This window comes from Paenibacillus sp. ACRRY, assembly GCF_022346995.1.
GTDB lineage: Bacteria > Bacillota > Bacilli > Paenibacillales > Paenibacillaceae > Paenibacillus.
The window spans coordinates 469,531-482,999 of the sequence record NZ_JAKRNM010000001.1 but is presented as its reverse complement, the minus strand read 5'-3'; the positions used below and the strand labels follow the sequence as shown (position 1 = coordinate 482,999).

Here is a 13,469-nt window from a genome sequence, read left to right as displayed (position 1 = left end):
CGCTTTGCATTCAGCTGACCTCTTTTATGCTAGCGCTTACAATTCAAATTGTATTGAAATCAAGCTGACACCGTAAATATGTAGGTTGTGCATTGTCATGTTAGAAAGCGCGTGAAACCTTGCTGCTGTGGCACTTTCGGGCTTGTCGTGATGCAAATGTCCCGCATGAAACATGAATAAAATGTGTGAATTATGAACCTCTCTTTAAGCTGCAAAAGTTACATATTGTGATCACCAGACAAGTATGCAAACATTTGCTACGAATGCCAAGACTATCACATGCATTGATGATATCAGAAGCTTTGTATTATGAACCGTGCTTGCTACCTTATCCTAACTACGTAGGAGGAGTTTGACTATGAATCTGCCATCTTCCATTACCGAGTACTTGAATGAGGCCGACAAAAGACTTGCCCATCATCCCAAATTGCAAAAGCTGTTCCGCAACTGCTTCCCCAACACACTTGAGACGACAACCAAGCTGCTTGAAGACGGCACCACCTTTGTATTTACTGGCGATATCCCAGCCATGTGGTTGCGCGATTCTACGGAGCAAGTCCGCCACTACATTCCTTTTGCCAAAAATGACTCTGAGCTTCAGCGGATTCTCCGCGGCCTGATTGCACGGCAGATGTTCTATGTGAATATCGACCCGTATACAAATGCATTCAATGAAACTGCAAGCGACAAGCATTACCGGGCTACGGATGATTGCAATTTAAATCCCTTGATGTGGGAGCGCAAATACGAGCTGGATTCCCTCTGCTTTGTCGTTCAGCTGGCTTATATGTACTGGAAGGAAGCAGAGCAAACGGATATCTTCGATACTGAATGCTACCAGGCACTCAGCTCCATTGTGAACGTTATTGAAACGGAGCAGTACCACGGAGAGAAGTCACCCTACCATTTTATCCGGCAGACGCTTCAGGATACGGAGACGTTACACAATAACGGACGCGGTATGCCTGTCAACTACACTGGTATGAGCTGGTCGGGCTTCCGCCCGAGTGATGACAGCTGCGAATTCGGTTACAACATTCCCTCCAACATGTTCGCTGTGGTGATTCTGGAGTATATCCGCGAAATCGCCAGCGTTATCTATAAGGACGAAAGACTGGCTGCCCGAGCAGCGAAGCTGCGCAAGGAAATTGACTTCGGCATCCGGACATACGGGATTGTGAATCATCCAAAATACGGTCGAATCTACGCCTATGAAACTGATGGATTCGGGAATTATTCACTGATGGACGATGCTGGCACACCGGGATTACTATCTATTCCTTATATTGGTTATGTAGGTGTAGAGGATGAAATATATCAAAACACTCGCCGATTTGCTCTTAGTTTCGACAACCCTTTTTATTTCGAAGGTAAACATGCGAAAGGTATTGGTAGTCCGCATACGCCAGGAGGTTATGTGTGGCATATGGCACTGTCTATGCAAGCGCTAACAGCAGATAACGATGAGGAAATGAAAGAATTAATCGATATGCTGATCAGGACTGATGCAGATACCGGGTATATGCACGAAGGCTTTCACCCGGATGATCCCTCCGACTTTTCACGCGAGTGGTTCGCCTGGTCTAACAGCCTTTTTGCTACGCTGATCGGCAAAGCGATGGACAGGGGAATCATTTAAGACCACTAAGATATACGCTCTTTTAGAGACAGCTACAGCGAGAATTATCGTATTCCAACAAAAACCTCTGCACCGTCCTGTTTATAGGGAAGGCCGCAGCAGGTTTTTCGTTTTTTTGTAGGTTTCCTCACTATTCTATTATCCCGGTGAGCATTAGTACGTCCGATCTTGACAATGATAATCGTTATCAATAATGTGAATATAGGAAATACATTGATTAATTAACTTCAAAATTTATTCACAAACTACTATTGAAGTGAGGTCACACTGTGAACATAAACATCAATCTACTAGCAGAACACTTTGCACAAATTCCTTTTCAAGTAGAAGGAGTATACCGATATGGTAAAAAATCAGGAGTGCCCTACGCAGATTATACAGATTCTTTCCCGGGATTTGTGTTCCCCTTGACAGGGAAAATACAATTTTATTTTAATGGAATGCCTTATATTTTTACGCCAGGGAAAATTGTTCATGGGGGAGCGAAAATGAAACTAGAACAAAAAATGTTTGGTGACACTAACTGGGAGTATATTCTTGTGTTATACCGGATACATGACTCAAAATTAAAAGAGTCGTCCTTTTCTCATCAACATTTTGAATTGCCAACGGGAGATTCCACCCGTCTAACCGAATTAATTATACGGCTTTGGCATGTGTATAATCAGCAAGGTGGAATCTCGATGTTTCAGACTGAAATGTTGTTTCGTGATGCACTAAATGAAGCATTATTATGTGCGGATAACAGGCAAACTAGCAGTGAATCACATGCCTTATTCCAACGTGTATCGAAATTCATCCATGAACACTATTATCAAGGTCTTACAATACCATCGCTCGCAGAGCATTATAACGTTAATCGTAATCGACTTTCTTATGTGTTTAGAAGATATTCCGGTATGGGGCCAGCAGAATATGTACTTAAATACCGCATTAACATGGCGCAAAAAAAATTAATTACAAGTGATGTCTCAGTACAGCAGATTGCAGAAGCTGTTGGGATTACAGACCCCTTTTATTTTAGTAGAGTGTTCAAAAAACAATTTGGTCTTTCTCCCACCGAGTATAGGCAGAGATTCACCAATAATCCATGTTAGTTTCAACAGGCATCCATTTGAAACTAAAAATAAAAATTATATGCTAATAGCAAGCCAAGAAAACAAGATGTCTGGAAAATTGCGTATGTAAAAAACGTAAATGTCTGATCATCCCAAAGTGATATGTTACGGACCCCAGGTGGTGAATCGCCAGTTTCGGTGTTTGCAATCTTGTGAAGCAAAGTACATAAAAATAAGGAGTGATTACTATCCATTATCCAGTTATTAAACTGAGTGAGGAACTATCTACAATTCATGATCAATGGACTCCAAAATTCATTGGTGAAATGAATGACTATCAATTTAAGCTTGTAAAGATTGCAGGAGAGTACGAATGGCATGTTCATGAAGAGACAGATAAGGTATTTTTCGTGATCAAAGGGGAAATGATCATTGATTTTCGTGATAGCCAAGTGAAGATTTACAAGGATGAAATGATTGTTATCCCGAAAGGAACAGAGATCAAACCATCCGCCATAAAGGAATGTCATATCATGTTGATCGAGCCAAAAGCTTAGCAAACACAGGCAAGAGTGTCAGTGAGCTGATTCAAAACATTAATAACAATTCATTTACCCAAGAAAGGAGCTGGCAGCAGAAGCTCCTTTCTTTTTTTTCAACTCCTTGGTTGTTAGCAGTAATTTCCAGTATTTTTTTAGTGAGCTACCTTTAAGTGTTATCTCAAAGCCACTTCAATTCAGTGTAATGGTGATTATGATCCGTCGTTATAGTCTCGCAAACGTGATGTAATCGATTTGGGCAGGCTCTGCCGATTCAATTCGAAGCGCTTGGTTGATCTGTCCCCGGTGATATTGCCCATGTAAGATAACCTGTGACAGGATGTCCCGGACGGACGTTTGAAACAGAACCCCGCTCTGGTTCGCGTAGTCGAGCTTCTCGTCCAACCGGGATTCATCAAGTCCTTCCATATAGACGCGATATTGCTTGGCGTTTTCTTCGAACATCGACCGGATCACCGAGAGGTCTTCTTCCTCCTCCCACAACGAATATTGCCCGCTGTCCTTGCCATGCAATCGGGATAGCCAGACACGTTCTGCAACCGCGACATGCCTAACTAACTTCAACAGGTCTTTATTCCTCGTCGCACTTTCCTGAAGCGCGTCCAAGATGCGTCCGTCGGCCCAGTACAGATGCTCCATCATACACTTAATGGTCTTCATTTCGATAATCCCCTCCTCTTCTCATTGCTTTAAATTCAACAATTCAATTCAAATCAACTACATTCGACAAACACTTATTTTCTTATTGTGCAACTGAACAATACAATAGTTCACCTCATGGATTGTAATATTTTAACATATAAAAAAGGTTGAAATGATCAAACAATTCGATTATATTTGACTTATCAACTATTGACTAGTCAAATATTGATACATCAACTATTAGATAAAGGGAGAGAAATTTATTATGAAACCATCTCAAAAAACAAACGATTTTAATGAAATTATATACGGACGCCGCTCAATAAAGTCTTATGATCCATCCGTTAAAATCTCCAGAGAAGAAATGACTCAAATCATTAACGAAGCAAGCACTGCTCCTTCTTCGATTAACATGCAGCCTTGGCGTTTCCTTGTTGTGGATACGCCAGAGGGAAAAGATAAACTCGTGCCACTGTCCCGCTTCAACAAAGAAAAAGTAGCCCAAGCTTCCGCTGTTATTGCGGTGTTTGCGGACAAAAACAACTTCGATTATGCCGAAAACATTTATGGGAAAGCCGTTGAGCTCGGATTAATGCCGCAAGATGTTAAGGACTTTCAGTTGAATGCATTCAAACCGATCTATAGCAGCATGTCTGATGCTGAAATGAACGATGTTATTATGCTTGACTCCGGCCTGGTTTCCATGCAATTAATGCTGGTTGCCCGTGCGCATGGATATGACACCAATCCAATTGGTGGATATGAAAAAGATCAAATTGCCGAAGTGTTTGGATTGGATAAAGAACGTTATGTACCCGTCATGCTGCTGACAATTGGTAAAGCTACGAGCGAGGGATATACTTCCTACCGCCTGCCAGCAGAAGAAACTACATTCTGGGCTTAAATCCATTAGCTGCTTGCCATGATGCGAGAAGCCATCACATTGTGATATAGTTGCCTTTAGCTGCTGAATGTCTTGGAAGAGATGCGCCTTGGTTACCAGGCTGTCTTTTTCAAGATATTCGGCACCATTCAAGGAGGGGCACAACATGAATTGTTCACTGGAGCAAGAAAACCTATTAATCCTACTTAAAAATATAAGTAATCAGCTGAAACCCAAATTTGAACGTTGTACGGGGATCAGTTCTTCACGATATGTTCTGTTGTATCATCTCTATATTCATGAGGAAGTTACTCAAAGCCATTTGCAAAAAGCCATTCACATCGACAGTGCTGCGATTACACGTCACTTGAAGCAGCTGGAAGCAGACGGTCTCGTATCAAGAAGAAGAAACCCTATTGACCAAAGGGAAACCTTCGTCCGATTAACGGAACAAGGACTCACGCATATAGCCAACTTCAAACAGGATCGTAACCAGTTCGTTCATCAGATGCTTCTTGATTTCAGTGAAGAAGAAGTTGCCATGATGACTGATATGCTTACACGTATGCAATTCAATATGAAAGATATGTAAATTTAAAAGAACCCTCTGGAACTGAGGTGGCTAGGTCTATCTTATGGAGTTCTTTACGTCCTTTTAGCGAGTTTTATAGACCGTTTTTTTCAGCCCTGTTCTACTTCACATTAAACCATTGGATTTTTTAACCACTGCAGTACCTTGCTGGCCTTTTCTTGTATCAAATCCGGATCATGCGTCTTTTCCAATTGAGGAAAGTATTCAACATATCTAGTTAAGTATTCACTAACAGACCAACGGACTGCCCAATTGCTATCTGTGGAAAATGGGACCCACTTGGATACTTCTGATTCATTCGCATTTTGTAACAAACCGTGCGCATACCAACCGCGCACTCCTCCCTCGCTTTCCTCGCTTAATCGTTTCCAATAGAGCCTTCTCTCACATTCGTCTTCTGGTTTAGCTAAGGCGTATACTGCAATTTTCCTTACTACATCGGATTCATCTTCAGTATACTTCCATAATTCTTGTCGAGTTACGATTTGTTGTTGAACAAGTTTGGATAACGCTAACCCCCTTTCAATATCATCTGAAGATTCTATAGAATGGTCATGGCCAGCAATACGAACACTCGATAAACATTGGTTTGCTTTTTTCAGATTAACCTGCATTTCTAAACTATGAATTACATTACCAACATTTATTCTTGGTGCATTATTTTTGTAATCTTCTATTGGATCAGCATATTCAATCAATTTACTTCGTAAATTTGTTGAGTCTAATTCTGGATATTTAGAAAATAAGTACGCAGCAATACCAGTTACGAGCGTTGCTGCACCGGAAGTTTCCCAATAATATGATACCTGTTCTTCTCTCTCCTTGGATTCACAGAAAGGGAGCGTTAGGTATACTCTTGGAGCTAGAATATCTGGCCTAAAATGACCATCTCCATTCTTGCCAAACGGCTCATCGGGATAAGGCAAATGTAGGTGACGCTCCGCTTTCCCACGATCATTGAAGCCACCCACAGTGAAATATTCGATAGGTGGCATAATGTTGCCCAATCTTGTATTACCGTTTGAACAGATTACCATCAAACCTCTTTGTTCTGCAGAATGTAAAGCTTGAACTGTTGAATTCTTATGAGTTTTCTGTAGGAGTACAGGATTATCCGAAGCATGCCAACCTGTGCATAAAATTATTTTAATATTCCAGTTTGGCTGTTTTAGCACCCAATCAATTCCATATTTTAATCGCTCACCTTCACCTTCTCTAAAAGCACCATGGTCAAGCACAATGAAGTTTGCAGCAGGAGAAAGACCTATATGTGTTTTCCCTTCCAAAGAGAAAGGTTCATGAGATAGGGTTAATATGGTCATCAAGCCATGTTCACCGACTTCCTCATCTACTTCACCTTCTGAAGATTGGAATGCAATATTATTGCATTTTATAGTTAAATCGTTTTGGACAGTTACGTACTTAATTCGGTCACCCAAGTGGCGAATTGTATGATGGGGCTTCATTTTATCAATGATTACTATTCCAATATTCTTGCCGGAATTATGAAAATCCGGTGGTTCTATAAAACCTACCCTTGCCCATGTTGGATCAGGAAATGCCATCGTTGTTACCCCCCTATATCGTTCGTAATAGAGACATTAGTTTAGTTTTAACAGACTCTTCTACTATCCTGCCGTCAAAATCCTTTAACAGCGATTGTATAACAGAAAAAGACTCCCTAAGGAGTCCTTTCTTTCAATGCGTAGCCTAACAAATTATTTGTTACCTCTCTAGCCCATAAGATCAACTACACTACTTCTCCATTGGGAGTGGTGTAAATAGAAGGTTAACTGGCAGGTTACTTCCTGGCGCTGCTGAGAAAAGAATTGTTACACTTTCCGAAGAAGACCCTGTTCGGTGGAGTACGCTTTGTTCACTAGACGTGTTAATCGATAGGCTACCATCGACAATTTGTACAACTTGACCGTTCACAAGAGCTACTCCAAAGTACTTTCCACCACGTGGGTTAAACGAGATCAGTGTACGCGGCGCAACATTGCTTAACGTGATTTTGTATAAGACTCCAAAGTTACCTGCATTGGATGCATCCGTGTAAGCCATCGGATCCGTTCCAATCAAATTCGGGTCGCTTGCATTGTCTCCAAGAGGCAAACGCGCTGGCGTAGCTCCAACTTGCTGATCGTACGTTATAACACGAGTTGCATTCGGGTATGTGCCACGGTTGTGCACACCGTCACGATCGAGCACAGGCAGCGTTGGTAACGCTTCGAACGGGTCTTTATTTTCTTCGACCAGAATAACGTTATAATCCAGGGAATAATCGCTGAATGCATCCGAATAGAGCGAGATCACTTGCCCTTCTTTCATTGGTGTTTTATTGAGCTCGGTCAAAATCAGTTTACTTTCTCCTGGTTCAAAATATTCTTTCTTTTGATCAGTACCAGCCTGTATCGACTTGAACCATTTATCAATAGACAATTTACCGGCTACGGTAGCAAACGGAGTCGGTCCTGCGAAACCCATATTTTGCTGCTCGAATACCGCTGGATATGGGTTGTTATTGGTTGCAATAACATACATTTTTACTCTCTTGCCTGTATTGTTCACATGGTGAATCATGAAGCGCGTCTGCCCCGAAGAAGACTCTTGGTACACAATGCCTTCCGTATTAACCGTTTCCGGACTGTTGCTGCGGATGAGCAGACTTGCCTCATCTCTATACGTATAAGGTACTTTCTCCATGGAAGTTACTTCGCCACCATTAAAGGTAAACTTCTGTCCAACCGGTGTGAAAAGTAAATTAAAATCCGAAAAATTATATAACGTCTCATCGGTTATGTTTATCACTTTGGAATACGTATCAGTAGCCCCATGGTTGTCTGTGACGGTCAAGGTTACCGTTTTGGGTCCAGGTTCAAAGAATGCGAGCGGATTGTTATCCCAAACCGTTTTCTCAATCTTGCCTTCATCATCTGTACTTTGATCCAAATACGTTATTTTTTCACCCATCTTATATTGTTCCTTGTCCGTTGTGAACATGGCTACAGGAGGAAGATTAGGCTGCAAGACTTCAATTGTAATTGAATAGGGATCGCTCCACTGGCCGTTTGAATCCTGAACTTGATATGAAATGGTATATGTACCCGCTTGATCAAACAAATCCTGACGACCTGTCCAGCGTTCGTTCGTGATCTCCAGACCGTTTGGAGAACTATAGGAAGTCACATAATCCACTGTATCTCCCGCAAAAATTTCCTTTTGGGAAATCACAAAGCTTGCAACAGGCTTCTTATGTAGATTGAGCACAACGGTTTTCGCCGACTGATTTACTTTATAGGAAATGTTCAGCGCTTGAGTAATGGAAGTTAACGGCACCATAAACGTATTTTTTTGCTGATACGTAGGGCCTTTCATCGTTCTGGACTCACCATTAACGGTATAAACCTTGCTGTTTGTTTTGAATCGGAGCTCATTGTCACCACTGATAATGATGGTTTCTTTAGTTTTGTTATCGTATTTAACTCCGTACCCCACACGGTCCACCAGTGCACGGATCGCAACATAGGATACACCGTTTTTTACAGTCATTGGCTGGCCGGCAAGAAACGTATTCCCATCCTGCTCCATTTTGTTGCTATTCATGTACAGAGTAAGGTCTCCACCCGATGTTCCGGTAGCAGCAGTACCTGTTGCAGGTTGCTCGACTTGAGCTGGAGTAGCTGTCGTCTTGTCATCCTCGGTAGTTCCTTCCTGGCTCGTAAAATCCTCTTCGGATTCATTGGTTATTGTTTCTTCATCAGCAGTAGGCGAATCCGTGTTTATCGCAGGTGATGTCTCCACGCCCGCTGATTTGGTGGCTTCATTGCCTCCTTCAGCAGATTCAGCTTTTGAGGATGCTGTGCTGCTTTTTATCTTTACTTCATTCTCAGTAAGCGGCTGTTCTTCCTTAATGACCTCTAATGATTCTGCTTTGACAGGCTTTACAGCCGCTGCCTCTCCTTGATCTACGGGTTGTGCGCTCACTGAACCAACTGCAAATGCTTGAAGTACTGCTACCGCAGTGATTATGGACATATTCTTTTTCAAATTCATTCTTTATTTCTTCCCCTTTCGCTCCCTCGCAAATTTCAATCTATTAAAAGTCATACTATTAAACGCTCGAATACGGAAAAAGTTACTAAATAAATTGAATATTATGGATTTGATGCAGCTATTTTCAATAGAATACTATTCGTATAACAAGATTATTGAGTCATCTCTAGTTCAGGCGCTATCCTTTCGTTAGGTTAGAAGTAAATCAAAAACAGCTGATCATATTGATCAGCTGCTTTGATTCATTAACTAGTGATAGACTTTCAAGCTCTACCGCTGAACCGTTTAATCGCTTCCTCACTCACCGGCTGGAAGAGGTTAATGAGATTGCCGTCAGGATCACGGAACAACATCGCACGATTCCCCCACGGCATCGTAGTCGGTTCCTTCACCCAGTCATCAACAACGGGCTTCAATCGTTCGTATTCGGCATCGGCATCATGAACCCGGAACTCGAGGATGACACTGCCATTATCGGCAGCCACCACGGAACCAACACCGAACAGTGGTACCGTCTGGGAGTGACCTATAGCCAGAGTGCACGAAGGCATAACGAGTTCGGCAAAGACTGGTGCGGGACGTTCTGCTGAAACACCCATGACTTTCTCATAGAATTCGACTAGACGATCCACGTCGTCGGTAATCATACGTACAGAAGCGAAATGCATAAAAGAACATCCTTTCTCTAAATAAAAGATAAAATGTGATATTATCTTTTGAGGTAGAATTACTCTCCACCCTTTAAATCATAAAAGAACGCTACTGACCACGGTATGTCAGTAGCGTTTTAACTTTTTCATCTCTTCCAATGAGAAGCAGGTATAAGTCCTTTGACTATAAAAAAAGTTAAGCCGAGGCTTAACTTTAAGAAAACGTATACGATTACTCTTAATGAAGTGTTTTTTGTGATCTCCATAAAATTTCTTCTTTTATATGTGGAGAACACACATGTTTTTTAATAAATTTCACCATCGGCTGATTTTCTGCTTCCACGAAGAAAATCAATTCACTATACACCGGATCCAGTGACAGCCTCCGGCTTGCCTCGGCCATCAATGCTACACCTCTTGCCATACGCTGAAAAAGAGTGCGGACAAACATGGTTTTACACAGAATGGTTTTGTCATCAAAATGTTCAAAGATCAACCACCCCACAATCTCCCCGTTGTGGCGCAGAAAAACACTTCGACTTTTGTCAATCAGCTCTTCTTCTGCTAACGGATCCAAGATTGATGGATACCACTCTCCTAACCCAGCTTGTATCTCTTCCCGTTCCTCAGGAGAAATGGAATAAAAAGGCCGGGTTGTAAAGCTATCAGGCAAAGATAAGCTTCTTACCCATGGAAACTCTGATGGAACCTGCAGTGATGAACTGTATACATAGATACCAGGGACCGAAAGATCAAAGCCGCAAGCTTGGAAAAAAGCGGATACCTTCGGTTGATTTATTTCGCTCCTCAGATATTCAACAGTCAATTCATGTACTCCTGCCTTTCTAAGCAGTAAACAGAGCTGATTCATTAACGCTAGTCCAATTCCTTGCCGGCGATGCGCTTGATCAATATTAATATCAAGTAATTTTGCCGTTCGCTGAGAACCAAGAGCAGGGAGATGGATTAAAGTAACTCCTGCCGGCTTCCCTTGAATTAATGCACCCACCGCAGCGTAGAAATCCGGCATCTGCTTGAGAACAGCACGGTGCTCTATCGAGAGATAAGCCTGAAACTCGATTGGAATAGCTTTTTGAAAGATAGCAAATTCCAATCGTACTGGCTGGCTCAATCCTGAATAGCGGGAATGGAAACTTCCCACTGATTTTGTTCTAAGTTATTTTTTGCGTAATCTTGGTAGCCATTAAGTGTTACTCGGAAATTCCCAGGGGGTGCAAAGTTATACTTTGTAAAAGCAGCCTCGGTCAACATAATTACTAGCTGATTGTTAACCAAGGAAAACTGGTAATCTGTTTCAGGACTAATCATACCTGAAGGTCCTCCAATTAACACTTTCTTATCTTCTGCTGTGAAATCACCGCTAGGTGCATATTCCAGTGTATTACTACCCCCAGAAGGGAAAGAAACAGTGAGCGGCTCATTAAAGTTCAGCGTAATATTTCCGTTTTTATAAGTCGCATCCGTCACGGTTGGTTTTGTTTGATCAAACGTAACTTGTAGTGAAACCTGCTTGGATTGATCATTCCCCTCCTCGTGAAGTGTGAACACAAGCTTAGTGTTCATATCCGATAAAGAGCTAGAAGGAACAATAGTCAATCCGCTATCCCCATTTGGATTAATCGTCAGTGCATCCGAGGTAGAAGTGACGCTTATGCTGCCTAGCACATGCTGTTCCGCATCGATAATATCAAAATCTTTGTCTTCTGGATTGTAAAGGAGGTTCTCTACAGTCTCTCCCCGCTTAACCTGAATTAAACTCTTAATGCTGCGCTTATTGTAGTTTTCTGGATTGGCTGATACAGATAACGAGATTGATTCATTCACTCCTAAAGAAGGATTAACTACAAAAGAGGCATTGGGTGCAAGAGACAATGATAGTGAGGATTCATTCGTCTCAGAGTACTGAATTTTGTATTCATTAATTGACTGAGCCTTTTTCCCTGATAAGGTACGTAGAGCATTTTCCTCGGCTTGAGGTTGATATGAGATATACAGACACTCTTCCATTTGTACCGTGAATGGCAGTTTGATTAATACTTGTTTCCCTGAAATCAAGACATCGTCATTATTTAAAGAAATAGGGTAAATAACATCACCATCTGAGGCTTTAACCACCAAATCAGAGGTAATTGTATGCCCCTCTTCGTTAAAAACAGTAGGGATATGAGTCGTGTCCAATTCTTCATCATAATTCAACGCAATCGTACGGGCATCCAAGAACTCGATTGAAGTCGTTTGAATTGTGTTCTCTACTAACTCAATCGATGTAACTGAAGGCACAGAAACATTACCTGCTCCATCAACCGCAACTGCTCGGTACATTCCGGCAGCAAGCCCTTCGGTTGAGATGAAGGTTTGGGTATTTGCTGCTGTAACGGACTTCTTGGCAGCACGGTGATCTGTCACCAATGTATTGAGCCCCGATATTGCTGTTGGAATGTCTTCAAATGGTACCAAATAAACAACCCCGGTTTCAGAACTCGTTACACTTACGTTTCCTCCAACTGGAACAGGCGTGGATGACATGATGACAACCGTTGGAGCTACGAAATCCGTTGGGGCTGCAGGACTTCCATTGTTGCCGCTGCTGCTTCCGCTGGAAGAAGAAACGGGTGGAATTGGCACTACATCGTCAGTCGTTGTGCTCGGGGGTACTGCATTATCCTGCTCCTCGGACTGCTGGTTCGCGAGATCTTCTTTTATTTTTTGCTGAGCTGCAAGAAATTTGCTGGCCACCAAAGCTACCTGCTCACGGCTGGCATTGCCTTGTGGATTAAAGGTACCATTGCTGTTTCCATTAATCAGTCCAAGCTCTACAGCTACTGCTACCGAATCTTTAGCATAATCTGAGATGGAGTTAGCATCCGTGAATTTCAGCTGCGATGCCTTACCAGCTGTTATATCAGCACCTGCAGTATAGCTTAGTGATCTTGCAAACAGAACGGCCATATCTTCCCGGGCAAGATTTTGTCCCAAACCGAAAGTGCTGTTACCAAGTCCTCTGATTAAGCCTGCTTGCGTTGCAGCTTCAACGTATTTGTAGGAGTAACTATCTGCCGGAATGTCCGAGAAAGTCGGCTGTACCGGCACTTTTTCCACATTCAGATTCAGAGCTTTCGCAAGAATGATTGCGAAATCCTGCCTGGTTATTTTGCCGGTCGGATTAAACTTACCCTCACCTTGCCCATTGATAATTCCGGCCTCAGACAGCTTCTGAATGGCGTCTTGGGCAAAAGAACCTTGGATATCGGTCAGTTCCGTTGAAGCGAAAGCAGGCTGGATGCTTGCACTAAGCAGAGCAGTAGTTGTCATGACTTTGATGAGTAGCTTCTTCTTCAAATGATTACCCCCTATATATGAATCAAAAT

Annotated in this window: 10 protein-coding genes and 1 pseudogene; 5 read left to right on the top strand and 6 right to left on the bottom strand. The window is 42.2% G+C overall.

The genetic code is table 11. From position 1 onward, the window contains the following. The first annotated feature begins 358 nt into the window (after nt 1-358). From MH144_RS02130 to MH144_RS02120, 3 genes and pseudogenes are all read left to right on the top strand, one after another. Nucleotides 359-1,639, top strand: a complete 1,281-nt coding sequence (locus tag MH144_RS02130; RefSeq protein WP_239297434.1) for a glycoside hydrolase family 125 protein — start codon at nt 359-361, stop codon at nt 1,637-1,639. Between the two features lie 269 nt (nt 1,640-1,908). Continuing rightward, a complete protein-coding gene (locus tag MH144_RS02125; protein ID WP_239297433.1) occupies nt 1,909-2,736 on the top strand; it encodes an AraC family transcriptional regulator in 828 nt (275 codons plus the stop codon). A gap of 209 nt (nt 2,737-2,945) precedes the next feature. Continuing rightward, nucleotides 2,946-3,280 (top strand): annotated as a pseudogene (locus MH144_RS02120) (cupin domain-containing protein); the annotation flags it as partial. 181 nt (nt 3,281-3,461) lie between these two features. On the opposite strand, the gene MH144_RS02115 reads toward MH144_RS02120, so the two are convergent. Beyond that, nucleotides 3,462-3,917: a DinB family protein gene (locus MH144_RS02115; protein WP_239297432.1), complete on the bottom strand. Its 456-nt coding sequence runs from the start codon at nt 3,915-3,917 to the stop codon at nt 3,462-3,464. A gap of 247 nt (nt 3,918-4,164) precedes the next feature. On the opposite strand from MH144_RS02115, the gene MH144_RS02110 reads away from it, so the two are divergent. Both MH144_RS02110 and MH144_RS02105 read left to right on the top strand, forming a co-directional pair. Then, nucleotides 4,165-4,803 carry a nitroreductase family protein gene (locus MH144_RS02110; RefSeq protein WP_239297431.1) on the top strand — a complete coding sequence of 213 codons (639 nt, stop codon included), beginning with the start codon at nt 4,165-4,167 and terminating at the stop codon, nt 4,801-4,803. A 145-nt stretch (nt 4,804-4,948) separates the two neighbouring features. Beyond that, nucleotides 4,949-5,374, top strand: a complete 426-nt coding sequence (locus tag MH144_RS02105) for a MarR family winged helix-turn-helix transcriptional regulator (RefSeq protein ID WP_239297430.1) — start codon at nt 4,949-4,951, stop codon at nt 5,372-5,374. A 110-nt stretch (nt 5,375-5,484) separates the two neighbouring features. Here MH144_RS02105 and MH144_RS02100 read toward each other — a convergent pair whose 3' ends face one another. From MH144_RS02100 to MH144_RS02080, 5 genes are all read right to left on the bottom strand, one after another. Then, a complete protein-coding gene (locus tag MH144_RS02100) occupies nt 5,485-6,939 on the bottom strand; it encodes a S8/S53 family peptidase (RefSeq protein WP_239297429.1) in 1,455 nt (484 codons plus the stop codon). A 190-nt stretch (nt 6,940-7,129) separates the two neighbouring features. Next, the gene (locus MH144_RS02095; protein ID WP_239297428.1) at nt 7,130-9,430 is read right to left on the bottom strand and encodes a stalk domain-containing protein; all 2,301 of its coding nucleotides are present in this window, start codon (nt 9,428-9,430) and stop codon (nt 7,130-7,132) included. A gap of 263 nt (nt 9,431-9,693) precedes the next feature. Then, entirely contained in the window at nt 9,694-10,098 is a 405-nt protein-coding gene (locus MH144_RS02090) for a VOC family protein (RefSeq protein WP_239297427.1), read from the bottom strand. A 220-nt stretch (nt 10,099-10,318) separates the two neighbouring features. Further along, nucleotides 10,319-11,212 carry a GNAT family N-acetyltransferase gene (locus MH144_RS02085; protein WP_239297426.1) on the bottom strand — a complete coding sequence of 298 codons (894 nt, stop codon included), beginning with the start codon at nt 11,210-11,212 and terminating at the stop codon, nt 10,319-10,321. Then, nucleotides 11,209-13,440, bottom strand: a complete 2,232-nt coding sequence (locus tag MH144_RS02080; protein ID WP_239297425.1) for an S-layer homology domain-containing protein — start codon at nt 13,438-13,440, stop codon at nt 11,209-11,211. Before MH144_RS02080 ends, MH144_RS02085 begins: the two co-directional genes overlap by 4 nt. Between the last annotated feature and the right edge of the window lie 29 nt (nt 13,441-13,469).